Annotated in this window: 14 protein-coding genes and 3 rRNA genes; 13 read left to right on the top strand and 4 right to left on the bottom strand. The window is 65.6% G+C overall.

Annotation, left to right across the window (positions count from 1 at the left end; all coding sequences use genetic code 11):
* Positions 1 to 175 precede the first annotated feature (175 nt).
* Entirely contained in the window at positions 176 to 1,162 is a 987-nt protein-coding gene (locus A6048_RS03870) for an arsenic resistance protein (RefSeq protein ID WP_200837417.1), read from the top strand.
* Positions 1,163 to 1,445: 283 nt separating this feature from the next.
* Here A6048_RS03870 and istB read toward each other — a convergent pair whose 3' ends face one another.
* Together istB and istA are read right to left on the bottom strand one after the other, a co-directional pair.
* Positions 1,446 to 2,228, bottom strand: coding sequence for an IS21-like element helper ATPase IstB (gene istB, locus A6048_RS03875; protein WP_107749439.1), 783 nt, complete (start codon positions 2,226 to 2,228; stop codon positions 1,446 to 1,448).
* A complete protein-coding gene (istA, locus tag A6048_RS03880) occupies positions 2,225 to 3,796 on the bottom strand; it encodes an IS21 family transposase (RefSeq protein WP_342352587.1) in 1,572 nt (523 codons plus the stop codon). The genes istB and istA overlap by 4 nt, the downstream gene beginning before the upstream one ends.
* Here istA and A6048_RS18190 point away from each other — a divergent pair.
* A complete protein-coding gene (locus tag A6048_RS18190) occupies positions 3,771 to 3,917 on the top strand; it encodes a hypothetical protein (protein WP_159110380.1) in 147 nt (48 codons plus the stop codon). The two genes, istA and A6048_RS18190, sit on opposite strands and share 26 nt — an antisense overlap.
* 817 nt (positions 3,918 to 4,734) lie before the next feature.
* On the opposite strand, the gene A6048_RS03885 is transcribed toward A6048_RS18190, so the two are convergent.
* Positions 4,735 to 5,295 (bottom strand): RBBP9/YdeN family alpha/beta hydrolase, encoded by a 561-nt coding sequence (locus tag A6048_RS03885; protein ID WP_107749434.1) that lies wholly within the window; start codon positions 5,293 to 5,295, stop codon positions 4,735 to 4,737.
* A gap of 1,213 nt (positions 5,296 to 6,508) precedes the next feature.
* Between A6048_RS03885 and A6048_RS03890 the strand changes: the two genes are divergently transcribed.
* The 3 genes from A6048_RS03890 (at position 6,509) to rrf (ending at position 11,685) form a co-directional block, all read left to right on the top strand.
* Positions 6,509 to 8,025 (top strand): 16S ribosomal RNA (locus tag A6048_RS03890).
* A gap of 348 nt (positions 8,026 to 8,373) precedes the next feature.
* Positions 8,374 to 11,468, top strand: a 23S ribosomal RNA gene (locus tag A6048_RS03895).
* Positions 11,469 to 11,568: 100 nt separating this feature from the next.
* Positions 11,569 to 11,685 (top strand): 5S ribosomal RNA (gene rrf, locus A6048_RS03900).
* The 16S, 23S and 5S rRNA genes sit together here, the layout of an rRNA operon.
* Positions 11,686 to 11,739: 54 nt before the next feature.
* On the opposite strand, the gene malQ is transcribed toward rrf, so the two are convergent.
* Positions 11,740 to 13,914, bottom strand: a complete 2,175-nt coding sequence (gene malQ / locus A6048_RS03905) for a 4-alpha-glucanotransferase (protein WP_170114847.1) — start codon at positions 13,912 to 13,914, stop codon at positions 11,740 to 11,742.
* Positions 13,915 to 14,107: 193 nt separating this feature from the next.
* On the opposite strand from malQ, the gene A6048_RS03910 reads away from it, so the two are divergent.
* From A6048_RS03910 to A6048_RS03945, 8 genes are all read left to right on the top strand, one after another.
* Positions 14,108 to 15,319: an acetyl-CoA C-acetyltransferase gene (locus tag A6048_RS03910; protein ID WP_107748695.1), complete on the top strand. Its 1,212-nt coding sequence runs from the start codon at positions 14,108 to 14,110 to the stop codon at positions 15,317 to 15,319.
* Positions 15,320 to 15,372: 53 nt separating this feature from the next.
* On the top strand, positions 15,373 to 17,550 hold the full coding sequence (locus A6048_RS03915) for a 3-hydroxyacyl-CoA dehydrogenase NAD-binding domain-containing protein (protein ID WP_412523683.1): 2,178 nt from the start codon (positions 15,373 to 15,375) through the stop codon (positions 17,548 to 17,550).
* A gap of 250 nt (positions 17,551 to 17,800) precedes the next feature.
* On the top strand, positions 17,801 to 18,901 hold the full coding sequence (locus tag A6048_RS03920; protein ID WP_107748693.1) for a heme/hemin ABC transporter substrate-binding protein: 1,101 nt from the start codon (positions 17,801 to 17,803) through the stop codon (positions 18,899 to 18,901).
* Between the two features lie 83 nt (positions 18,902 to 18,984).
* On the top strand, positions 18,985 to 20,001 hold the full coding sequence (locus A6048_RS03925; protein WP_107748731.1) for a FecCD family ABC transporter permease: 1,017 nt from the start codon (positions 18,985 to 18,987) through the stop codon (positions 19,999 to 20,001).
* Between the two features lie 11 nt (positions 20,002 to 20,012).
* Positions 20,013 to 20,879, top strand: coding sequence for a heme ABC transporter ATP-binding protein (locus A6048_RS03930; protein ID WP_107748692.1), 867 nt, complete (start codon positions 20,013 to 20,015; stop codon positions 20,877 to 20,879).
* A gap of 41 nt (positions 20,880 to 20,920) precedes the next feature.
* Positions 20,921 to 22,297 (top strand): hypothetical protein, encoded by a 1,377-nt coding sequence (locus tag A6048_RS03935; protein ID WP_162533923.1) that lies wholly within the window; start codon positions 20,921 to 20,923, stop codon positions 22,295 to 22,297.
* On the top strand, positions 22,294 to 23,781 hold the full coding sequence (locus A6048_RS18195) for a hypothetical protein (protein ID WP_159110305.1): 1,488 nt from the start codon (positions 22,294 to 22,296) through the stop codon (positions 23,779 to 23,781). The genes A6048_RS03935 and A6048_RS18195 overlap by 4 nt, the downstream gene beginning before the upstream one ends.
* Before the next feature lies 1 nt (position 23,782).
* Positions 23,783 to 25,159, top strand: coding sequence for a hypothetical protein (locus A6048_RS03945; protein WP_107748690.1), 1,377 nt, complete (start codon positions 23,783 to 23,785; stop codon positions 25,157 to 25,159).
* Positions 25,160 to 25,318 lie beyond the last annotated feature (159 nt).

The raw sequence follows: 25,318 nt of genomic DNA on the forward strand, positions 1-25,318 counted from the left end.
GACGTTCCCGGCGGTCTCAGACGACACGAGGAACGCGACGTGGTCGAAGTCTGTAAACCCTTCCCGCTCGGACGTACACACGAGGTGGAGCCAAGAGGTGTCAGGCGGTCAAGCACACCATGTACTGGGGCATCCTTGGTGCCATGCGTGAGTACTCGCGGAAGGAGCCGGCGCGGTGAACGGTGCGCTGGGTCGGCTCACACTTGAGCGCCGGCAGGTGTGGATCTATGCCGGCTCTATCGCCGCTGGTCTCGCACTGGGGAGCGCAACATCTGGATTCGGGCAGATCGCCGAGCCGCTGCTGTGGCCGGTCCTCGCCCTACTGCTCTACGCTACGACTCTTCAGGTACCACTGCTGCACCTGCTCTCTGCTACGCGCGACATCCGCTTCACCGGAGCAGCCCTCCTGGGCAATTTCGTTCTGTCGCCACTCGTGGTGTGGGCGATGGTGTCGTTCCTTCCCGACGACCCTGCGATTCGTCTGGGCGTGCTCTTGGTGCTGCTGGTGCCGTGTACCGACTGGTTCATCAGCTTCACCCAGATCGCAGGCGGGGATGTTCCGCGGGCCGTCGCGGTGACCCCGGTCAACCTGGCTCTCCAGCTCCTTCTACTACCTCTCTACCTGCTGGTGATGGCGCGAGCGGAGGTCAGCGGACTGGTCTCGTTCGATGTGGTCGCGCCGGCGATGCTCGTCGTGGCCATGCCGCTGATCGCAGCTGCGCTCACAGAACGGTGGATCGACGCTCGTCCGGCTCGTCACGAGGTGCGGGATAGGTGGGCCTGGGCGCCTATTCCTCTCCTGGCGAGCGTCGTGTTCCTCATCGCGATCACTCAGGCCGAGACCGTGCTCAGCGCACTCGACGTACTTCCCGTCGTAGTCCCGGTCTTCGTGGCCTTCCTGGTCGCGGCCGTTTTGACCGCCAAGTTGCTCGCCATCACGTTCTCCCTGCCAGGCGAACAGGGCCGGACACTGGCGTTTGGTCTGGGAACCAGGAATTCCTTCGTCGTGCTACCACTCGCACTGGCACTGCCTCAGGGGCTCGAGGTCGCTGCGGTGGTGATCGTGGCGCAGTCCCTGGTCGAGCTCCTCGGAATGATCTTCTTCCTGTGGTTGATCCCGCTCGTCTTCAGGACGGACTCGCGCGTCACACCGGGGAAGTGAGACTTGACCGTACTGCGAACCGCGACGTCGGACATGGCTGTCCACCGACCTCCCAGGTCCCTGAATCGATCAGCGGCATGGAGGAAGTGACGGGACGAGCGCCTTCGCTGAGTTCCCGGCCCAGTTCCTCAGTTCGCGGGCCGTTGAAGCGGCGGTGAAACGGTGGTCAGTTGTCTCTTGTGTCAAGGGACATTGGGATCTCCCTGTGGGCGGTCAGTTCATCTCCCTGCTCACGGACAGCTGATCTCCCTGTGCGCGGTCAGTTGATCTCCCTGGTGGTCGGTTAGTGCAATGGGACCACCCCCTTGCCGGCGGTGGCTTCGGCGAGCCGGAGGGAGGTGCCCTCGGTGATGATGACGTGGGCGTGATGCAGTAGTCGGTCCACGGCGGCGGTGGCCAGGGTTTTGGGCATGAAGGTGTCGAATCCCGCGGGGTGCAGGTTGCTGGTGACCGCCAGGCTGCGGCGTTCGTAGGTGGCATCGACCAGGCGGTAGAACGCCTCTGCGGCGGCTTGACCTGCGGGCAGCATCCCGATGTCGTCGACGACGATGAGCTCGGCGCGGGTGATGCGGGCGATGACTTTGCCGGCGGAGCCGTCCACGTTGGCGCGTGCCAGGGCTTCGGTCAGTGATTCGAGGGTGAACCAGGAGACCCGCATGCCGGCGTCGATGACGTTGTGGGCGAGGGCCTCGACGAAGTGCGTCTTTCCGGTGCCTGAGGGGCCACTGATGGCGAGGTTCTCGGCTCGGTGGACCCATTCCAGTCCGGCGAGCGCTGACTGGGTCGGCGCGGGGATGGAGGAGTCGGCTTCGCGCCAGGAGTCGAACGTCTTGCCGGCGGGGAGTCCGGCGGCCTTGCGGCGGGCGGCTTTGGTGGCCTCGTCTCGTCCGCGGATCTCCTCGGCGAGCAGGACCCGCAGCAGTTCGGTGGGGTCCCAGCGTTGGGCTCGGGCGGTGGCCAGGACCTCGGGGGCGGCGGCCCGCAGGTAGGGCATGCGCATTCGTTTGAGTACCGCGGTCAGGTCCTCGGGCAGTGGCACCGCCGGCGTGGTTGTCGGTGTGCTCATCGGGCGGTGTCCTTTCGGGTGCCGAAGCCGGCCCAGGCTCCTGTGCCGGGCTGAGCGGAGTGGGCTTCGTCGGCGATGACCAGGTCCGCACCGGTCGCGCCGGTGGCCAGGTGCCGGACGATCGCTGCGACGTCGCCGTCGGCGAACCGTCCGGCCGCGGCAGCAATCCCCAGTGCTTCGTCCACGTCGTCGGCGCCGACCAGGGCGGCCAGCTCGACGGCGTCGACCATCTTGGCCCGGATCCGCGAGGTCCCGGCGGCGGAGGCCTCGATCAACCAGGACTGGGCTCCATCGCCCAAGGCTAGGAACTCCTTCTCGGCCTGGGATCGAGCCTTGGGCCGGGGTGGGCGCGGTGCCCCGTCGGGCTCCTGCGGGTGGTTGGGGTAGTGGCCCAGATCGATGCGCGGCGTGCCCGGGGTGGACAAGTGGTGCCGCGCCACCTCGCACAGTCCCCGCCGATCGGCGACCCAGTCCGGGGCCACGGGTAGCCGGTCGAGGTCGGCGACGATGACCAGGTCCATGCCGTCGGCGCGGACCCACACCTCAGCGCCGACCAGTCCCGGTGGGGTGGAGTAGCGCACTGACCCGAATCGGATGGTCTGATCGGTGCCCACGGTGCGGGTCTGGCCCAGCGCCATGGTGTGGGGCGCCGTCGGCAGTACATGCAGACGACGGCGCTCCTGGGCCAGAGCCTCATTCGGGACCCTTGCCGACTCCCGATGCTTACGGGAGTTGACCTTGGCGCAGAACTGCTCGCATGCTGCCTCGAGCTCGGCGAACGAGCCGTACTGCTCCCGCAGGTTCGCCTCGGTGGGCACCACATCGGCCTTGGCTAACCGGACGGTGGACTCGGTGCCGCCTTTGGACTCCGGATCGAACGGCACACAGGTGTGCACCTGGGTGCCGTAGTGACGTGCGGCCTGGACGATCTGCGGATGACGCACCGGCACACCGGCGACGTGATCCACGCTGACCGTCTTGGCGTTGTCGGTCAGCACGTAGGTCGGTACCCCGCCCACGCGGCGCAGGGTCGCGTCCAGGCAAGCGATCAGCGTGGGCAGTTTCTGGTCCCACGCCGGGATGACTACCCGGAAGCGGGACCACGCCAACCAGGCGCAGAACAGCAACGTCGAGCGCAGGACCCCGTCCGGGCCGGGGACTTTCGGCCCTTCGCCCCAGTCGAACTGCAGCCACAGGCCCGGCTCGGTGATCCACGGCCGGTAGGTGCGCTGATGCCCGGCCCGCCACGCGGCCTTGACCTGCGCCACCGCCCGCCTGGTCGTGCGCTCAGTGCCGGTGAACCCCATCGCCACCAGCCGTTCGTGGACGATATCGGCGCGGACCTTGCCGTTGCCGCGCTCGACCCACTCCTCGATCTTGGGCATGTACTCATCGAGCATCCGCGGACGGCGGCCCGCGCCGGTCACCGGACGCCCCTGGTCACGAGCGGCGACGTACCGCCGCACGGTCTTGGGATCCACACCCGCCAGCTGCGCGGCGGAGTGCGCACTTTCAGTGGCGTCGTATGCCTCGAGAATTTCCATGATCTCCCTGTCAGACTTCTTCATGCGTCCCTCCGGTGGAACAGCGCTCGTGGTGGTCGAAGACCTCGAGCACATCCCCGGAGGGGCGCTTTTCGCGGGACCGACACGGCCCGATCCCTTGGCCACGGACAGGGAGATCAACTGACCGTCAGCAGGGAAGTACGTGTCCGCCTACAGGGAGATTGGCATGGCCGCTAGCATCTTGAGCTAGACGGCCGTTGCTATGGGGGGTCGGCCGTCCCTTCAGCGTGGAGTTGGAGATCCCGAAGGACTGCTCGAGCTTCATCGGTTCCCTGTGTCCCGGTTCGACGGGGCGTCCGTCGGGGTCACCGGGGCGTACGTGGGGTGGCGCGGTGACGGTCGCTGATAGCCGGTCCGCATTGTTCTGGACCCGACTTCCATGGGAAGGAATCGGTACGCGTGAGGAGTCGTGAGGAGTCAGGTCGAAAGAGGTGCTCTCTGCGATGCACCCCGGCCTGTTCCGGACTCGCTACTACCGAATGGCGATCCAGAACTACCTGCTGGGGCCTCCCGGTTCACATGGCTGAGCATCGGTCGCGGTGATCGTCCACGAGATGAAGGGACCGGGCGTGGCCAGCTCATGAACCCTGTGCGCAACCCGATAGGTCCCTGTACCGCCAGCCCGCTGAACAACACCGACGTGAACACCGGGGGAATAGCTACGTGATCACCGGGGAGTATCGGTTGGGTTAGTCATTTCCAGTGCCTGTCCTAGTGCCGTATTCCAGGATGTCGCGGGCGGGGGCACGAACGAGTGTCCGTACCCACGGTGCCGACCTGCCGCCAGCCGGCACCCTGCTCGACTTCGAGTCGAACGCTCATCCATGGGCGCGGAAGGGTGACGACCGGCCGTGCCCGCACACTCGGCCGAGCCCGAACTCGGATAGCTCCGGGGCTCTCCAGAATCTCAGGTCGTTCGTGATCGGGAGGTCGGGCTGGATTCACTCGATCGCCGCGAGAGCCTGGGGCAGGGTTGTGACTCCGTCGGTCGCGAGGAAGTGGCCCGCCCCGGGGACGACCAGAGCGGATGTGCCAAGAAGGTGGGCGAGCCGATCGGTGTGCCCGACCGGGACGTGCGAGTCGTCTTCGGATCGCATGATGGTGAGAGACCCCACTCTCTCTCGAACTCCGGATAGGTTCACGCCGTCGCCGATGAACTCGTCGAGGGCGGGCAGTGCCGGCAACTTGTCGACGAACCCCGAGACGAGCACGAGCGTCCCTACCCGCCACGGCTCTGTCAGCGAGGCGAGATGCCGCAGCACGGTGAGGCAACCGAGGCTGTGGGCGATGATGACTGATTCGTGCCCCGGCTGACCGAGCGCCTCTGCGGTCGTGGTCGCCCATCGGTCCGGGGATGGAGACGTGGAATCCGGCAAGGCAGGGATTTGAGTGGACACTCCCGTGCGATCCAGCCGCTCAGCGAGCCAGCCGAACCAGTGGTCTTCCGGCGTCGCGCCGTATCCGTGGAAAATCGCGGCGTGTCTCGTGGTTGTCGATGACATAACAACGCAGGGTAGACCTCGATCCGACTGCTGGGCCACAACGAACAATGGCGGGTGATGTCTGGCGTCCCTCGGGCGCGAGGACCGGGGGCTGCGGCAGCACACTCGATGTCCGCCCGGAGACTCGCGCCTTGAGCATCGAGTGGAGGCAGACGCGACTCCTGGCCGTATCGCCTGGCACTAGATCGTGCTCATCCAGACGACGCAGCGACGTTGCGTGCTCACGCTGACTAGCCGATGAGCGCCATTCCAGGTGGCGGATGGGGAAGGGTGTTCGCGAGGGCTGAGACCGGGTGCGCAGTGGAGCACTGTCGGATTCTGTCCGGGTGTGCAGGGAGCACGTGAGGTCGGTGAACCCGGTGCAGTCCGAAGAGAGCGCTCAGAAGTCGAACTCGACCAGCTCGAGGGCCGGGATATAGCGGAACGCCGTAGCTCTTCGGATTCACAGGTAGCTCGGGAATGGATGAGCGCGGAAGCCCCGTCATTCGTGACTCGGGATCCCCGAGTAGGTCGCTGGTCAGACCGCCGTGGAGTCGGTGAAGGCTGAGCTGCGAGTCGGCTGCGCCGGGAGTTGGTTGCGCCGGGAGTTGCCTGGGCCTCGGGCTGGTAGGAGCTCGACGTAGCGATCGGTGCATACGCCGACAACCGGCTGGGATTCGGCAGGCGCTCTATCCGCGAGTGCGTCAAGGCCGAACCTGGCGCCCGTCGGACGGGGCCGATAACCGGAGGAAACGACACTCACCGAAGTCCCCGGGGGCGCGAGCCGATATCGATTCCTGATGGGGACACGACGGCGGTGAACTGCCTGTGACCTGGCGATTTGGTGTTCTGTTGGCGCGCGTGTAACTTTATCGGAGCCGCCAGGGAGCGGGGTTTGAGCCGAGAGGTTCGGAGCCTGGTTTCGGGCGGTGGCTTCGCGAAGGGGGCCCGAGGAACCGGTTTGACCGGTGAGCTTCGGTCCGCTAGAGTAGGCAAGCTGCCTCCCAGAGGGGCAGCGAGATCGCCCCGAAGGTATGTGGCCACGATGCCACATGGCAACGGTGTGTGGGTGTTGTTTGAGAACTCAACAGTGTGTTTTGTTTGTGATAGTGCCAGATTTTTTGTTTGGTTGCGACCCTTTCACATCCCTGTCGTGGGGGTCGCGTTTTTTGAACAGCCAGTTTGTTTGGTTTGTTTTTTGCTTGGATTGTGCTTTTTGTAGTGCTGAGAAGCTTTTATGGAGAGTTTGATCCTGGCTCAGGACGAACGCTGGCGGCGTGCTTAACACATGCAAGTCGAACGGTAAGGCCCCTTCGGGGGTACACGAGTGGCGAACGGGTGAGTAACACGTGGGTAATCTGCCCTGCACTTCGGGATAAGCCTGGGAAACCGGGTCTAATACCGGATATGAGCTCCTGCCGCATGGTGGGGGTTGGAAAGTTTTTCGGTGCAGGATGAGTCCGCGGCCTATCAGCTTGTTGGTGGGGTAATGGCCTACCAAGGCGACGACGGGTAGCCGGCCTGAGAGGGTGATCGGCCACACTGGGACTGAGACACGGCCCAGACTCCTACGGGAGGCAGCAGTGGGGAATATTGCACAATGGGCGGAAGCCTGATGCAGCGACGCCGCGTGGGGGATGACGGTCTTCGGATTGTAAACTCCTTTCAGTAGGGACGAAGCGAGAGTGACGGTACCTGCAGAAGAAGCACCGGCCAACTACGTGCCAGCAGCCGCGGTAATACGTAGGGTGCAAGCGTTGTCCGGAATTACTGGGCGTAAAGAGCTCGTAGGCGGTTTGTCACGTCGTCTGTGAAATCCTCCAGCTCAACTGGGGGCGTGCAGGCGATACGGGCAGACTTGAGTACTACAGGGGAGACTGGAATTCCTGGTGTAGCGGTGAAATGCGCAGATATCAGGAGGAACACCGGTGGCGAAGGCGGGTCTCTGGGTAGTAACTGACGCTGAGGAGCGAAAGCATGGGGAGCAAACAGGATTAGATACCCTGGTAGTCCATGCCGTAAACGGTGGGCGCTAGGTGTGGGGTCCTTCCACGGATTCCGTGCCGTAGCTAACGCATTAAGCGCCCCGCCTGGGGAGTACGGCCGCAAGGCTAAAACTCAAAGGAATTGACGGGGGCCCGCACAAGCGGCGGAGCATGTGGATTAATTCGATGCAACGCGAAGAACCTTACCTAGGCTTGACATATACAGGACGACGGCAGAGATGTCGTTTCCCTTGTGGCTTGTATACAGGTGGTGCATGGTTGTCGTCAGCTCGTGTCGTGAGATGTTGGGTTAAGTCCCGCAACGAGCGCAACCCCTGTCTCATGTTGCCAGCACGTAATGGTGGGGACTCGTGAGAGACTGCCGGGGTCAACTCGGAGGAAGGTGGGGATGACGTCAAATCATCATGCCCCTTATGTCTAGGGCTTCACACATGCTACAATGGCTAGTACAGAGGGCTGCGAGACCGCGAGGTGGAGCGAATCCCTTAAAGCTAGTCTCAGTTCGGATTGGGGTCTGCAACTCGACCCCATGAAGTCGGAGTCGCTAGTAATCGCAGATCAGCATTGCTGCGGTGAATACGTTCCCGGGCCTTGTACACACCGCCCGTCACGTCATGAAAGTCGGTAACACCCGAAGCCGGTGGCCTAACCCTTGTGGAGGGAGCCGTCGAAGGTGGGATCGGCGATTGGGACGAAGTCGTAACAAGGTAGCCGTACCGGAAGGTGCGGCTGGATCACCTCCTTTCTAAGGAGCACTCACCACCGTTTGGTGGTCAGAGTTAGCGTCTGGTTCGTGCCCGTTCGTGGTGCGCCAGGTGGCTCATTGGGTGGAACACTATTGCGTAGGACTCGCCTGGATCTTCGGCGTCGGCTCAGGGCTGGCTGCTGGGGGGAGCGTGGTTCGGACAAAACACACTGTTGGGTATCTGAAACAGCACCGTTGAGCATTCCTGTTGGTTGAGGGGTGTGGGTCTGTTTTTGATGGCACTGATTCCCGAGATGCTCCGCGGCCGGTTGGTCCGAGTGTGGGTGGGGTTGGTGTGTGTTGTTTGAGAACTGCACAGTGGACGCGAGCATCTTTAATTGTTTGTGAATGTAAGTGTGTAAGAGCACACGGTGGATGCCTTGGCACCAAGAGCCGATGAAGGACGTAGGAGGCTGCGATAAGCCTCGGGGAGCTGCCAACCGAGCTGTGATCCGAGGGTGTCCGAATGGGGAAACCCAGCACGCGTGATGGCGTGTTACCCACATCTGAATACATAGGGTGTGTGGAGGGAACGCGGGGAAGTGAAACATCTCAGTACCCGCAGGAAGAGAAAACAACAGTGATTCCGTCAGTAGCGGCGAGCGAACGCGGAAGAGGCTAAACCGCATGCGTGTGATACCCGGCAGGGGTTGCGTGTGTGGTGTTGTGGGGCATGATGTCCTGGTTCTGCCGGATCAGGCGCTTGATAGTCCGCGGGTTAGGGGAACGACTTGGAAGGGTCGGCCGTAGAGGGTGAGAGTCCCGTACCTGAAAACTTTGTGGCTGGGCGATTTGTGTTCCCAAGTAGCAGCGGGCCCGTGAAATCTGCTGTGAATCTGCCGGGACCACCCGGTAAGCCTAAATACTCCTTGGTGACCGATAGCGGATTAGTACCGTGAGGGAATGGTGAAAAGTACCCCGGGAGGGGAGTGAAATAGTACCTGAAACCGTGTGCTTACAAACCGTCAGAGGCTTTCGGGCTGATGGCGTGCCTTTTGAAGAATGAGCCTGCGAGTTAGTGGTATGTCGCAAGGTTAACCCGTGTGGGGAAGCCGTAGCGAAAGCGAGTCCTAATAGGGCGGTTGAGTGGCATGCTCTAGACCCGAAGCGGAGTGATCTACCCATGGCCAGTGTGAAGCGACGGTAAGACGTCGTGGAGGCGCGAACCCACTTAGGTTGAAAACTGAGGGGATGAGTTGTGGGTAGGGGTGAAAGGCCAATCAAACTCCGTGATAGCTGGTTCTCCCCGAAATGCATTTAGGTGCAGCGTCGCATGTTTCACCTCGGAGGTAGAGCTACTGGATGGCCGATGGGCCCTACAAGGTTACTGACGTCAGCCAAACTCCGAATGCCGAGGTGTGAGAGTGCGGCAGTGAGACTGTGGGGGATAAGCTTCATAGTCGAGAGGGAAACAGCCCAGATCGCCGGCTAAGGCCCCTAAGCGTGTACTAAGTGGAAAAGGATGTGGGATCGCTGAGACAGCCAGGAGGTTGGCTTAGAAGCAGCCACCCTTGAAAGAGTGCGTAATAGCTCACTGGTCAAGTGGTCCTGCGCCGACAATTTAGCGGGGCTCAAGTACACCGCCGAAGCCGCGGCACTCACACAATAACCTCCTCCGGGCAGGTGTGTGGGTGGGTAGGGGAGCGTCGTGTGGCCATAGAAGCGTCGGAGTGATCCAGGCGTGGAGGCCACACGAGTGAGAATGCAGGCATGAGTAGCGAATGACGAGTGAGAAACTCGTCCGCCGAATGATCAAGGGTTCCTGGGTCAAGCTAATCTGCCCAGGGTGAGTCGGGACCTAAGGCGAGGCCGACAGGCGTAGTCGATGGACAACGGGTTGATATTCCCGTACCCGTGTGTGCGCGCCCATGGTGAATCAGTGATACTAACCGCCCTGAATGGCCTAGAGCATCCTTCGGGATGACGTGGTCTGGATGCGCGGGACCTGATCTGGTAGTAGCCAAGCGATGGGGTGACGCAGGAAGGTAGCTGAGCCAGTCAGTGGTTGTACTGGTGTAAGAGTGTAGGCCGTGACATAGGCAAATCCGTGTCACATTAAGGCTGAGACTTGATGCATACCCGTTGTGGGGAATTCAGTGATCCTATGCTGCCGAGAAAAGCCTCTAGTGAGTTCATACACGGCCCGTACCCCAAACCGACACAGGTGATCAGGTAGAGAATACCAAGGCGATCGAGAGAACTGTGGTTAAGGAACTCGGCAAAATACCCCCGTAACTTCGGGAGAAGGGGGGCCATGCCCGGTGAACATCTTCACGGTGGGAGCTGGGTGTGGTCGCAGAGACCAGAGAGAAGCGACTGTTTACTAAAAACACAGGTCCGTGCGAAGACGTAAGTCGATGTATACGGACTGACGCCTGCCCGGTGCTGGAAGGTTAAGAGGACCGGTTAGCCGCAAGGCGAAGCTGAGAATTTAAGCCCCAGTAAACGGCGGTGGTAACTATAACCATCCTAAGGTAGCGAAATTCCTTGTCGGGTAAGTTCCGACCTGCACGAATGGCGTAACGACTTCTCTGCTGTCTCGACCACAGACTCGGCGAAATTGCACTACGAGTAAAGATGCTCGTTACGCGCGGCAGGACGAAAAGACCCCGGGACCTTTACTATAGCTTGGTATTGGCGTTCGATTCGGTTTGTGTAGGATAGGTGGGAGACTGTGAAGCATGCACGCCAGTGTGTGTGGAGTCGTTGTTGAAATACCACTCTGATCGTATTGGACGTCTAACCTCGGCCCATGATCTGGGTTAGGGACAGTGCCTGGTGGGTAGTTTAACTGGGGCGGTTGCCTCCTAAAGAGTAACGGAGGCGCCCAAAGGTTCCCTCAGCCTGGATGGCAATCAGGTGTTGAGTGCAAGTGCACAAGGGAGCTTGACTGTGAGACTGACACGTCGAGCAGGGACGAAAGTCGGGACTAGTGATCCGGCACCGGCAAGTGGAAGCGGTGTCGCTCAACGGATAAAAGGTACCCCGGGGATAACAGGCTGATCTTCCCCAAGAGTCCATATCGACGGGATGGTTTGGCACCTCGATGTCGGCTCGTCGCATCCTGGGGCTGGAGTAGGTCCCAAGGGTTGGGCTGTTCGCCCATTAAAGCGGCACGCGAGCTGGGTTTAGAACGTCGTGAGACAGTTCGGTCTCTATCCGCCGCGCGCGTAAGAAACTTGAGGAAAGCTGTCCCTAGTACGAGAGGACCGGGACGGACGAACCTCTGGTGTGCCAGTTGTTCCACCAGGAGCATCGCTGGTTAGCTACGTTCGGAAGGGATAACCGCTGAAAGCATCTAAGCGGGAAGCCTGTTCCAAGATGAGGTTTCTCACCACCTTGCGTGGTTAAGGCCCCCACAGACCATGGGGTTGATAGGCCGGAACTGGAAGCGCAGCAATGCGTGGAGGTGACCGGTACTAATCGGCCGAGGGCTTACACACAAACAAGCCAAGAATTGTTACGCGTCCACTGTGCAGTATCTGAAACAACACACCCATACCGCGAGAGGCTTCTCGCGGTGAGGGCCTTGTTTCACAGAGTTACGGCGGCCATAGCGGCAGGGAAACGCCCGGTCCCATTCCGAACCCGGAAGCTAAGCCTGCCAGCGCCGATGGTACTGCACTCGTGAGGGTGTGGGAGAGTAGGTCACCGCCGAACACAACTTCACACACGGAAAGCCCCCGAACGCATCACGCGACCGGGGGCTTTCCGCTATTTCACCCCACCCACTGCCGCACCCATCACCCGGCCCGCCAACCCACACCCACGAAGCGCCTCCACCGAGACGACGTCACCCGTGCTGCCGGACACCGACACACGCCAATTCGGATACTCATCCGACGTTCCCGGCATATTCACCGGCCGGCGGTCACCCACCAGGTCTGCGACCGACACCGCGTAGAGGAGAGACGGCGCCGCGGCCAAGAACCCGTGCAGCGCCACCACCAGATCCTCCGCACTGTCTCCCTCGAGGAGGCCGCGCTCTCGGACAGCATCGGTGTAGGACCGGATCTCGCGCGCGGCGTCACGGCGTTCCTGGTCTACATCTCCTGCCAGCTGGCCCAACTCCTCGCGGATATCGACGTGGACGAGATCTACGTACCCCGCGGACGGCGGCAGGTCGTGAGTGGTCACCGACGCCATGCACAGGCGTCGATAGTCCTCCGGAGGAATCGGACGGCCATCCTTCTGTTCGAACCACATCACCGAGGTGCCCAGGACCCCGCGTTCGGACAGTTCCTCCCGAACCCCCGGTGCGACTGTGCCCAGATCCTCTCCCACGACCACCGCGCCTGCACGCCAGGCCTCCAGCGCCAGCACACCGATCATCGCGTCGTGGTCATAGCGGACATAGGTGCCCTCGGTGGGTGGACGGCCCGCGGGTATCCACCAGAGTCGAAAGAGGCCGAGGATGTGATCGATCCGAACCCCACCCGAGTCGCGCAACGCAGCGCGGACGATGTCCCGGAACGGCCGGTACCCCTCCTCGGCGAGCGCATCCGGTCGCAGCGGAGGTTGGGACCAGTCCTGCCCCAGCTGGTTGTAGACATCCGGTGGCGCGCCGACGGTGACCCCTCGTGCCAACGACCGGTGCAGGGCCCAGGCGTCGGCGCCGGCGGGATGGACCCCCACGGCGAGGTCGTGCAGGATACCCAGTCGCATCCCTGCCGAGCGCGCCGCATTCTGTGCCTCGGAACGTTGCTGTGCGACCTGCCATTGCAGCCACTGGTGAAAGCGGACTTCCTCCGCCTGGTCGTGTGCGTATCGAGCCACAGCGTCCGAGTCGGGATCCTGCAGTTCGCCGGGCCAGAGCGACCAGTCCGGACCCAACCCGGCCGCCAACGCGCACCACGTGGCGAAGCGATGGAGACCGGTCCCCTGCTCGTCGACGAAGTCGTTGAACTGCTCGGAACGGTCGCCCGGCAGGGGAGCGGTGAACACTATCCGCAATGCGTCGAGCTTGGCGCTCCACGAGGAGTCGCGGTCGATGGTGTCGGCTGCGTTGTTCCGGCGCTGGGAGCTGGCCAGATCGTCGACCAGCTGCCTGTCGCCGGCAGCGAGGGCGGAGTACTCCGGGATCTGCTCGGGGCGTAGATACAAGGGCGAGGCGAACCTGCGTGTGGTGGGAAGGTACGGCGACGGTTCGACAGGCGGAAACGGCTCCCCGGCGTGCATCGGGTTGACCAGGACGAAGTCGGCTGCGAGATCCCGGCCCGCCCAGTCGGCGAGCTCGGCCAGATCGGCCAGGTCCCCGACCCCCCATGAGCGCTCGGACCTGACCTGGTAGATCTGCGCGGCCAGGCCGACGGCACGACGTCGATCGAGGTCAGGGGGAACCGGGATCGACTGCGGAGAGACGAGGAGCGTGGACTCGACGGTTCGGGAACCCTCGCCGGACGGTCCGGCGACCCCCGACGGGACCGTGACGACGGCGACCAGCCGGTGCCACCCGATGGGTAGAGAGTCGGGGAGCTCCAGTCGAACCCTGTCGATGAGTATCCCGTCGAGCTCCTGCGAGTCCTGCGGGGCCATGGGGAGCTCGAGGTCGAGAGGCGCGGCCGAGTCCTCGAGATGCGCCGACACCCTCACCACCGCGCCGCGCGGGACGTGTACCTCGCAGGTCGCGCCCACACCCTGTCTGGTCACGATGGTCGGCGGGAGCACCCGCCGCCACGGGCGCAGACGAACCTCCTCGAGAGCCGTACGGACATCGGCGCCGGACTCGTCGTCGTCGCCCGTCCGGACGCCCATGGCGGTGAGTACCGAGCGGAGCGTCCGAGCCGAGATGTCGTGTCGGACACCGCGGGCGTCCTCGTAGCTCGTGGCCACGCCACATGTCTCGGCGAGCTCCACCAGGGCGGGGGGTACGGCGTCGGTCAAGGTCACGTGTCGTCCTCGCGTGGGGTCGGGCGGCGCTGCTCTCGCGACGCCGCGGACATTCACGGTCCACTGTGCCACCGGAAGGCCCCGGGTGCCGGTCCGCAGAAAACGGACCGCACTCCGAGCTTGCGGGGAGGGACAACGTAACCTGAGTTCGAACACGTATCAGTTCCGCCCAGAGAAAGGCCGTGGACAACCCATGACCGAGGCATTCATCTACGACGCCATCCGGACCCCGCGAGGCAAGGGCAAGCCTGGCGGCGCTCTGCACGGGGTCAAGCCGATCGACCTGGTCGTCGGTCTCATCGAAGAGATGCGGCGTCGCTTCCCCGACCTCGACGAGAACCGGATCTCGGACATCATCTACGGAATCGTCACCCCCCTCGGTGACCAGGGCATGGACCTGCCGCGCATCGCCGCGCTGGCCGCCAAGATGCCCGACACCGTGGCCGGCGTACAGATCAACCGCTTCTGCGCCTCCGGTCTGACCACCATCAACATGGCCGCGCAGAAGATCCGATCCGGCTGGGACGAGGTCGTCCTGGCGGGTGGCGTCGAATCCATGTCGCGCGTGCCGATGGGCACCGACGGCGGCGCCTGGGCGCTGGACCCGGCCACCAACTACGACACCTACTTCTCCCCGCAGGGGATCGGCGCCGACCTCATCGCCACGCTCGAGGGCTTCACCCGTGAGGACGTGGACCGCTACGCCGAGCGCTCGCAGCGCCTGGCGGCCCAGGCGTGGGAGGAGGGGCGGTTCGCCAAGTCGGTCGTGCCGGTCAAGGACATCAACGGCGTCACCATCCTCGATCACGACGAGCACATGCGTCCGGGAACCACGGTCGAGAAGCTGGCCGGCCTCAAGCCGTCGTTCGCCATGGTCGGCGACATGGGCGGCTTCGACGCCGTCGCGCTGCAGAAGTACCACTGGGTCGAGGAGATCAACCACGTCCACCACGGTGGCAACTCGTCCGGCATCGTCGACGGCGCCGCGCTCGTGGTCGTCGGTTCGGAGAAGGCCGGCAAAGAGATGAACATGACGCCGCGTGCCCGCGTCGTGGCCGCGGCCACCTCCGGCGCCGACACCACCATCATGCTCACCGGCCCGACGCCGGCCGCGAAGAAGGCCCTGGAGATCGCCGGGCTCACCCCGGACGACATCGACCTCTGGGAGCTCAACGAGGCCTTCGCCTCTGTCGTCCTCCGTTTCCAGAAGGACTTGAACATCCCCGACGAGAAGCTCAACGTCAACGGCGGGGCGATCGCCATGGGCCACCCCCTCGGTGCGACCGGCGCCATGATCACCGGCACCGTGCTCGACGAGCTCGAGCGGACCGGCGGCAAGCGCGCCCTCATCACGCTCTGCGTGGGTGGCGGCATGGGTGTCGCCACCATCATCGAGCGCGTCTGATCCGCACCACCGACACCACAGCCTTGAGGAGTAGAGAACCAGTGAGCGAAAACATGTTCCGGTGGGAGCAGGACGGCGACGGCATCGTCACCCTCACCATGGATGACCCTGACCACGGCGCCAACACGATGAACGCCCGTTTCATCGACGATTTCTCGGAGACCGTCGGCCGCATCGAGGCGGAGAAGGAGTCCATCAAGGGCGTCGTCCTGACCTCGGCCAAGAAGAGCTTCTTCGGTGGCGGCGACCTCAAGTCCATGATCACGGCGGGTCCCGAGGACGCCGAGCAGCTGTTCGAGCGGTCCATGGGCATCAAGGGCCGCATGCGCGCCCTCGAGACCCTCGGGGTCCCGGTCGTGGCAGCCATCAACGGTGCTGCCCTGGGTGGCGGCCTCGAGCTCGCGCTCGCGTGCCACCACCGCGTCATGGCCGACGCCCGCGGCGCCAAGGTCGGCCTGCCCGAGGTCACCCTCGGACTGCTGCCGGGCGGCGGCGGCATCGTCCGGACCGTCCGCATGTTCGGTCTGGCCCAGGCCGTGCCCAACATCCTCATGTCCGGCCGGTCCTTCGCGCCGGCCAAGGCCCTCGAGACCGGCCTCGTCGACGAGGTCGTGGCCCCCGAGCAGTTGATCGACGCAGCCAAGGCGTGGATCGGCACCGAGCCCGAGGCCACGCAGCCGTGGGACCGCAAGGGCTGGACGCTCCCCGGCGGCACGATCAAAGACCCGGCGCTGGCCGGCGTCCTGCCGTCCTTCCCGGCCAACATGCGCAAGCAGACCAAAGGCGCGCCCTCCCCGGCGCCGCGTGCCATCATGGCCGCGGCCGTCGAGGGCTCGCAGGTGGACTTCGCCACCGCCGAGAAGATCGAGGCGCGCTACTTCGTCTCACTCGTCACCGGCGCCGTGGCCAAGAACATGATCCAGGCGTTCTTCTTCGACATGCAGCACTGCTCCTCCGGCGGCGCTCGGCCCAAGGCCGCCGACGGTTCGGAGATCCCCAGGACGCAGTTCACCAAGGTGGGCGTCCTGGGTGCCGGCATGATGGGCGCGGGCATCGCCTACGTCTGCGCCAAGGCCGGCATCGAGGTCGTGCTCAAGGACGTCGAGATGGCCGCCGCCGAGAAGGGCAAGGCGTACTCGGAGAAGATCGAGGCCAAGGCCCTCGAGCGAGGTCGGACGACCCCGGAGAAGTCCGCTGAGCTGCTCGCCCGGATCACCCCGGCGGTGGACCCGCAGGCGCTGGCCGGCTGTGACCTCGTGATCGAGGCCGTCTTCGAGTCCCCGGACCTGAAGAAGAAGGTCTTCCAGGAGGTCCAGGACGTCGTCAACCCGGACGCGCTGCTGGGCTCCAACACCTCCACTCTGCCGATCACCGATCTCGCGACCGGCGTCAAGCGCCCCGAGGACTTCATCGGGCTGCACTTCTTCTCCCCGGTCGACAAGATGCAGCTCGTCGAGATCATCTCCGGTGAGCAGACCACGCCGGAGACGCTGGCCAAGGCCATCGACCTCACCCTGCAGATCCGCAAGATCCCGATCGTGGTCAACGACTCGCGGGGCTTCTACACCTCGCGCGTCATCGGCACGTTCGTCAACGAGGCGATCGGCATGCTCGACGAGGGGATCGACCCTTCGACCATCGAGCAGGCCGGGCGCATCGCCGGATACCCGGCGGCTCCGTTGCAGCTGTCGGACGAGCTGAACCTCAACCTGATGGTCAAGATCCGTCAGGCCACCCGCGAGGCGGAGGAGGCCGAGGGCAAGCAGTACGTGCCCAACGCCTCCGACCGCGTGGTCCTCAAGATGGTCGAGGAGATCAAGCGTTCCGGCCGTGCCGCCGGCGCGGGCTTCTACGAGTACGCCGACGGCAAGCGCGCCGGCCTCTGGTCGGGTCTGCGCGAGGCGTTCAACACCTCGCCGGACAACGCCCCGCCGCTGCAGGACCTGGTTGACCGCATGCTCTTCGCGGAGGTTCTCGAGACGCAGAAGTGTGTCGACGAGGGCGTGATCGTCGATGACGCCGACGCCAACATCGGTTCCATCATCGGCATCGGGTTCCCGGCGTGGACTGGTGGGACCCGCCAGTACGCCAAGAACTACTCCGCACCCGGCGAGCACGTCGCCTCGGGCTACAAGGGTTTCGTCGCCCGCGCGGAGGAACTGGCCGCGAAGTACGGTGAGCGTTTCGCACCCACCGAGTCACTGAAGAAGGCGGCTGCCGAGCAGAACTGACCCGGCCACTGGCCGAGCGGTCCGCTGTGAGCGCGGTAGAAGCGGCCGCCCCCGGGAGATCCCGGGGGCGGCCGCTTTCACATTTCCGGCCGAGTGTAGGTGAGGTCTTAGAGTTCTCAGTGGCCGGTTGGCGTCGTTCTGGGGCAGAGAATTGGACGCCGAAATCTCTCTGTACTGGGGCTTCAGAAATAAGGTAAGCCTTTCCATGCAAAGGTTAGGCTGTCCTTGGTTCGGGTGCTATCGTTGCCGCATGTTCAGACAGCGCTCAGGCTCGCTCCGGCTGGCCCTCGCCGCCATCCTGGCTCTCAACCTGACCTCGTGTGGCGCCGCGACCGGGCTCGGTGGCGACCCCGAGACGATCTCCGGGATCCCGCTGGCGTCGGAGGTCTCGGCGATCGGTGACCCGCGATCCTTCGCCGGCGAGCTCGCGCTGGAACTGGTCGACGATCCGGTCGAGCCCGTCGCGACCGACCCGGTTCCGCAGCTGCCGGCGGTGGTCACCGACAACCAGGGCACGGTCGTCGAGGTCGCGGATGTCTCCCGGATCCTGCCCCTGGACATCTACGGGACGCTCTCGCGCATCATCTTCGAGCTCGGGCTGGGCGACAACGTGATCGGACGCGACATCTCGTCCGCCTTCCCGGAGATCGCCGACCGGCCCCTGGTGACACAGGACGGCCACCAGCTCAACGCCGAGGCGATCCTCGCGCTGGACCCCAGTGTGATCATCACGGACACCTCGCTGGGTCCGTGGGACGTGATCCTGCAGCTCCGGGACGCAGGGGTCCCCGTCGTCGTCATCGACTCCCACAGATCCCCGGACAACGTCGAGGCTCTCACCCAGTCCGTCGCCGACGGCCTCGGCGTTCCCGAGCTGGGGCGTGAGCTGGGGGAGCGCACCCGCGCGAAGATCGCCCGGACCGAGGAATCGATCTCGTCGATCGTCCCGGAGTCCGAGACCACGCGGCTGCGCACCGTCTTCCTCTACGCCCGTGGATCCGCAGGCGTGTACTACATGTTCGGTCAGGACAGCGGCGCGGACGAACTGATCACGGCGGCCGGCGGCTACGACGTCTCCTCCGAGGTCGGGTGGAAGGGCGCCAAGCCGGCCAACGACGAGGGGCTCATCGCGGCCCAGCCGGACGTCATCATCATGATGAACAAGGGTCTTGAGTCCGTCGGCGGCGTCGACGGCCTGCTCGAGAAGTTCCCGGCCATGGCCCAGACGCCCGCCGGCGCGAACCAGCGGATCGTCGCGATGAACGACGACCTCGTCCTGTCCTTCGGCACCAGGACACCCGCTGTGCTCAACGCGCTCGCGGTGGCCCTCTACGCCCCCGACGCGCTGTGACACTCACCGAGGAGCACCGGCGGTCGGCCGCGCGACCCACAACCGGTCCCGGGCTCGCCAGCACCCCCGGTGGGACCAACCGCATGCTGACCGGTGGCCTGTTGGTCGCCGGGCTGGCCGTGGCGCTCATCGTCCTTGCCGTGGTGGCCGCGGCCTCCGGCCAGCTGTCCATCCCGGCGACGGAGGTCGCGTCCGGCTTCCTCCGAGGCCTCGGCATCGACATCGGGCCGGCCGCGAGCCACCCCCGCGCCGACGCCACGCTGTGGAGCGTCCGTTTCCCGCGGGTGGCCATGGCGATGGTGGTCGGTGCGGCGCTAGCGGTGGCCGGGGCACTCATGCAGGGTGCGTTCGGCAACCCGCTCGCCGAGCCCAGCGTGGTGGGGGTATCGGCCGGCGCGGCCGTGGGCGCCGCGTCAGCGATCGTGTTCGGCCTGACCGCCTTCGGTGCCTGGACCAGCGTGGTCTGCGCCTTCGTCGCCGGCATCATCACCACCATCGCGGTGTACCTGTTCAGCCGCAGTAACGGCCGGACCGAGGTCGTGACGCTGGTGCTCACCGGTATCGCCGTGAACGCCGTCGCAGGTGCCGCGCTCGCACTGCTGATGTTCCTCGGTGACACGCAGGCTCGCGAGGAGATCGTGTTCTGGCAACTGGGCAGCCTGAACGGCAGCCGGTGGGAGCACGTCCTGGTGGTGGCGCCGCTGGCGTTACTCGGACTCGTCCTGGCCGCCCGGCTGGCGCGGCCGCTCGACCTGCTGTCCCTGGGGGAGCGTCCCGCTCGGCACCTGGGCGTGAACGTGGAGGGACTGCGGATCCTCGCCATCCTGTTGGTCGGACTGCTCACGGCCGCGGCGGTGAGTTTCTGCGGCATCGTCGCCTTTGTCGGCCTGGTGGTGCCACACCTGGTCCGCATGATCGCCGGACCGGGGCATCGTCTGTTGCTGCCGGCGTCGGCACTGGGCGGCGCGGTGTGTCTGCTGGCGGCCGACCTGCTCGCCCGCACCGCCGTGAACTACGCGGAGCTGCCACTGGGCATGGTGACGGCCGCCGTCGGCGGGCCGTTCTTCTTCTGGCTTCTCCACCGCACCCGTCGGACCTAAGGAGGGTGGGGATGAGCGCCGACGGGACCCGTGTGCCGGTGCTCTCCGCCGAAGGCGTCACGGTACGAATCGGCGGTCGGGTGCTGCTCGACGCGGTGGACCTGGATGCCTACGCCGGTGAGGTGCTGGCGCTGGTCGGCCCCAACGGAGCGGGCAAGTCCACGCTGCTCGGCGTGGTCGCGGGGGACACCGACCCGGACTCCGGCCGGACCCTGCTCGACGGCACCGATCTGCGGCGGTGGCGCCTCGGAGACCTCGCCCGCCGTCGGGCCCTGCTCACCCAGGCCAACTCGGTCGCCTTCCCCTTCACCGTGCGCGAGATCGTCGCGATGGGGCGCGCCCCCTGGGCGGCGCTGCCCGAGGACGACGACGAGGAGATCATCGACGAGTCCTTGGCCGCCACCGACACCTCCCACCTGCAGTCCCGCACCTTCCCCACGCTGTCCGGTGGGGAGAAGGCGCGAGCCTCCCTCTCGAGGGCGCTCGCCCAGCGAGCCGGCGTGCTGCTCCTGGACGAGCCCACGGCGGCAGTGGACCTGCGCCATCAGGAGACCGTCCTCGAGCTGGCACGGACCGTCGCCGACGCCGGCGGCGCGGTGGTGGTGGTCCTGCACGACCTGGAGCTGGCGGCTGCGTGGTCCGACCGTCTCGTGATGATCTCCGACGGACGGATCCGTGCCGAGGGGCCACCCGATCAGGTCCTCACCGCCGACCTGGTGGAAGAGGTCTATCAGCAGCCGGTTCTCATCCACCGTCATCCCGTCACCGGGGACCTGTTGGTCACCCCGGATCGACGACGATTCCGCACCGCCCGGACGCCGGCGGAGCCGGCGTTCGACGCAGCGCTCGAGTCCGCACCCGTCAAGGAGTTCTCGTGATACACACCCGGTCATCCACAGTGCGGGCGTTCGTGGTCCGGATGTTCTCAGTCCTGACTCTCGCGCTGCTCGGTACCTCCGCTCTCGCCGTACTGGCAGTGGCCCCGGCGAACGCCGCGGCCCGCCTGAACGTATCCAGCTCGCTCGGCGGGGCGGTGGCGTCGACCTCCGGCCAGACCGGTTTCACGGTGTCGGGTTCGGGGTTCCAGGCTGTCGACGGTGGTTTCGGTGGGGTGTACATCGGCTTCGGTTGGGTCAACGGATCCGGCTGGGGGCCGTCGAAGGGGGGTGCGACCGGCCGGACCTACGACTACGTCCCCGACGAGCAGTCGCGCAGCAACCAGGGATTCCAGGCGTTCGTCGCCTTCCCCGGATCATCGACATCGGGTGAAGCCCAGGCGACCATGGGTTCCGACGGGTCGTTCCGGGTCAACCTCACGGTCCCCGGGCCCACGTTCACCGGAGCCGGTGGCAAGAGCATCGACTGCACCAAGGTCACGTGTGGTTTCCTCACGTGGGGCGCGCACGGCGTTCGCAACGGCGCCAACGAGACCTTCACTCCGGTGACCTTCCAGGGCGGCGCGCCGGCCCCTGAGGTCGAGGAGGCTCCGTCAGCGGGCGCGCCCGCCGCCAATGCCCAGCCCGGTCGTTCGGCCGCGACCGGTCGGGCCGCCACCCGCTCGCGTTCGAGCGTGACGGCACAGGGCTCGGCGGCCGGAACGGCCGGGTCCGCCGGGCAGCAGTCCCCGAATACCGCCGGTTCGGGCGGTACCGACACCGCGGCGGGGGGCGATACCCCCACGGACGGTGCACCCGCCGCGGCGACCGGGGGGACCACGACCACGGTGACCGCGGTGATCGAGGTCGATCGAAAGGCCGCCCGGCCCGGCGGCACGATGGGATTCGCCGCAGCGGGTTTCTGGCCTGGCGAGCAGGTCTACGTGGTGCTCGGCGAGGGTGACGCCGCGGTCGGGCCGGTCCTCGCGGGAGTCGATGGTGAGGTCGCCGGAGTGCTCGTGCTCCCCGAGGACATCGACCCCGGAACCCACGAGATCCGGGCGGCGGGCGCCGGCTCGGGCCTCGAGGCCGCCGAGCGGTTCCCGGTGCGGACCGACATCTCCCCGACGGCGTCGGCCGCCGGACTCAGCGCGTCGGCTGGGTGGGTCTTCCTCGCCCTCGCCGCACTGGCGTTGCTGGCGGCCGGGGCGGTCACCGTCAACCGGCGATTCCTCGCCAGGCACGACTCCGTCGACGGGCCCGATGCCGTCGACGGACCCGATGCCGTCGACGGGGAGGGTGGCGAACCGCTCGATCCGTCCGGTCCCGGTGACCAGTCGACCGGGCCGTATCCCCACCCGGCGATGGCCGGAGGCCCCCGTCAACACCCGACCGACCTCGAGCAAAGGGATCCCCGATGATCAGTCAGCTGCGACCGACCTATCGCCTGGCCACCGCGCTGGCGTTGGCGCTGGCGCTGGTACTCGCCTTCGGTGCACTGATGAGTGCTCCGTCGGCGCGAGCGCAGGGCTCTGCACTCGAGTTGACCGACGCGGAGTTCCGATGGGGGCTCACCTCGCAGAGCTCGGGGCCGAGCCACGGTCCCGGACTGAACTTCCTCTCCGCAGGGGACAGCTCTTCGGCGCTCGCCGGCTCCGGGGCGACGATCACCGAACAGACGTGGAGAGCCACGTCGGGCGATGTGAGGATCGAGAAGCGATCCGCGAACGGGGCCACGGCGACCGCCACCTGGGCCGGCACGCAGACCGACCAGTCGGGCAGACCGATCCGTGACGCCTCCTCGAGCAAGTACAGCGGCCTCGAGATGGTCTTCGGCCACGGCGCCGGGACCGTCGATGCCGAGGCGGGAACCGCCGAGATCGAGTGGAAGGGCACCACCTCGGTCCTGTACTACTCGGGCCTGGTGTTTCTCAGCGTGGAGGACCCGGTCCTCACCGTGACTCCCACGAAGGCGGTCGTCACCGCGACCCTGGGTGGACGACGGAGCTCGCAGGACAACCCAGACGTGTCGGTCCCGATCTCGTCCCGCACCGTCGTCATCGCCGACCTCTCCCGAAACCGCGTCGAATTGGGTGGGGAAAGAGGGTTTTCTGTCACTCCCGAATATCTCGGAGTGTCCTATTCCGCCAAGGCCGGAGAGAACCCGCAGTCCAAGGATGGAGCCTATTGGGGATCATTCCCCAAAGAATTCGTGGACTTTGCCGCGGATGCGGGTTCGGGAGGGTTCTGGTATTCCACTGGTACATCCGATAACTCAAAACCTGCACTACCGATAGCCGTGAGTTGGAATTCCGATGAACCCGAGGAGATGCCGAATTCCGGAGAATCGGGTGGGTCGACGGGAATCGTGGGGCAGGTCTTCGACGACACGGTCGAGCAGATCCTCCGCTCCGCGGGTGACGACGTCGCCGACACCGCGGCCGCCTGGATGGACGAGGCGTGGAAACCGCTCCATCCCGACGCGGTGAAGGCGGAACAGGAAGGCGACGGCCCGGTCTCGACCGACACCGGTGACGCCACATCCGACAACCGGGTCGACGAGGTGTTCGAGGGGTATCACGAGGAGTACTACACCGCGGGTGGACCGGTCACCGCCGGGACCGTCGCGGGGACTCTCGCCTCTATCCCGGCGTCGTCGTCCGGCGGGGCGTCTCCGGGCGGGTCGCCCTCCGCGTCGCCCTCGAGTCCCTCCTCAGACGCAGACCAGGGAACGGTCCCGGTGGCGGCGAACGCGCCGCTCTACGGCTCCGACGTGGTCTACGCACAGACTTCCGCCTCCCAGAAGGCCGGAAACCCCACCCACCAGTGGCAGTGGTGGGTGGGGGCCGCATTGCTCGCGCTCGCGGCAGTGCTGTTCTACCAGACAGTTAGACGAAAGGACTGATGTGAAGTCATCTCGATCCCGGCTCGCGCTCGCCGGTCGACGGGGCACGATGATGGGGGCAACGCTCGCGTTGCTCGCCGGAGTCGTCGCCGTCCCGGCGGCCCAAGCTCAGGACACCACCCCGGGGACCGTCTCCGATGCCTCGTTCGTCTGGGGAATCAGCGGATACGCCCAGAAGGGCATCTTCGGACCGTGGCGCATCTTCGACGCCTCCGGTGACGCCTCCGCGCTCGTCGGATCGGTCTCCGGAGGGACTCAGACCGAGTACGCCCCCGGAGCGTTCCCGGCCACCACGATGCCGGTCAGGCTGGTCGACGGCCAGCAGGCGACCCCGAACGCGATCAAGTTCTCCGACGGCGAGGGAAACCGCAACGCGGAGGGCGCCGTCACCATCGACTGGGACGGCGAGTTCACCTTCAACGCCTACCCGGCCAACCTCAACGCTCCGGATGAAACCCTGGCGGACCCCACGCTCATCGTGAACGCCGACGGCTCCGGGGAGCTGGAGGCCGATGTCACCATCGGCGCGGCGAACGACATGAGCGGTAACCCGACTCCGGAGGTCAACGCCGGTCGTACAATGGTCCTGTCCTTCGGAACGGGCGCCGCCCAGGTGGCTCAGGACGGCACGATCACGCTGTCCCCCGAGTACGCGGGAGTCCAGCACAACGGCGGCGCGCAGGACCGGACCTGCACCACACCGAACGTCTGGGGCGCATGGGCCCCCGAGTGGTTGGCGGCCGTGCCGGGCTCGGTGCATCCGCACTACTACAACACAGGGTGCGGTGGGGACCAGAACCTCAAGCGTCCGCTGCCTCTCCAGGTCCGCTACGACGTGACCGAGGACGAGACCCAGGAGCCCGTCGGGACCCCGACGATCGAACTCTCGGAGACCACTCTCGCCGCTGACGGCAGTCACCAGGTGACCATCACCGGTTCCGGCTTCGACGACCAGTCCGTGCTGGGTGTCCGACCTCCTCTGGCGGGCAAGCCCTCCGGCTTCTACCTGGTGTTCGGCAAGTTCGAGGACGCGTGGAAGCCGTCCGCGGGCGGAACCTCCGCGGCTCGCAAGGTCGTCGAGCAGAAGTGGGTTCTCGGTGCCGAGAACCACGCCACCATCGGCGGCGCCGCCGCCGGAGCGGTCGAACTCCGTCCCGACGGCACCTTCACCACGACCGTCACCGTCTCCAAGGACGCGGCCGACGCGAAGTCGGAGACGGGCAGCTACGGGATCTACACCTATGCGGCCTCCGGCGCGGTCCACGCGCCATGGGAGCTCTCTGCGCCGATCACCTTCACCAGTGGCGGGGATGACGACGACGCCGGTGCCGGCGGGTCGCTCTCCGGCATGACGAACCTGTTCGGCAGCCTCATGTAGCTCACGCAGTTGACGGACGCGGCCCCGACACCCGGCCAGGGTGTCGGGGCCGCTTCTCGTCGGCGCGGGCCGGAGGTCGGTCCGGGCCGCGACCACGCCTGATGCGACAGATGCCCCGGATCCGACGGGATCCGGGGCATCGAGTGCCGGAGGCGGTGG

The sequence above is a fragment of the Dietzia psychralcaliphila genome (assembly GCF_003096095.1).
GTDB classification, from domain to species: domain Bacteria; phylum Actinomycetota; class Actinomycetes; order Mycobacteriales; family Mycobacteriaceae; genus Dietzia; species Dietzia psychralcaliphila.

Coding starts and splice junctions, on each gene's coding strand:
- istB (WP_107749439.1), bottom strand. CDS start 2,228: ATGAGCACACCGACAACCACGCCGGCGGTGCCACTGCCCGAGGACCTG.
- A6048_RS18190 (WP_159110380.1), top strand. CDS start 3,771: ATGATCTCCCTGTCAGACTTCTTCATGCGTCCCTCCGGTGGAACAGCG.
- istA (WP_342352587.1), bottom strand. CDS start 3,796: ATGAAGAAGTCTGACAGGGAGATCATGGAAATTCTCGAGGCATACGAC.
- A6048_RS03885 (WP_107749434.1), bottom strand. CDS start 5,295: ATGTCATCGACAACCACGAGACACGCCGCGATTTTCCACGGATACGGC.
- A6048_RS03910 (WP_107748695.1), top strand. CDS start 14,108: ATGACCGAGGCATTCATCTACGACGCCATCCGGACCCCGCGAGGCAAG.
- A6048_RS03915 (WP_412523683.1), top strand. CDS start 15,373: ATGTTCCGGTGGGAGCAGGACGGCGACGGCATCGTCACCCTCACCATG.
- A6048_RS03920 (WP_107748693.1), top strand. CDS start 17,801: ATGTTCAGACAGCGCTCAGGCTCGCTCCGGCTGGCCCTCGCCGCCATC.
- A6048_RS03925 (WP_107748731.1), top strand. CDS start 18,985: ATGCTGACCGGTGGCCTGTTGGTCGCCGGGCTGGCCGTGGCGCTCATC.
- A6048_RS03930 (WP_107748692.1), top strand. CDS start 20,013: ATGAGCGCCGACGGGACCCGTGTGCCGGTGCTCTCCGCCGAAGGCGTC.
- A6048_RS03935 (WP_162533923.1), top strand. CDS start 20,921: ATGTTCTCAGTCCTGACTCTCGCGCTGCTCGGTACCTCCGCTCTCGCC.
- A6048_RS18195 (WP_159110305.1), top strand. CDS start 22,294: ATGATCAGTCAGCTGCGACCGACCTATCGCCTGGCCACCGCGCTGGCG.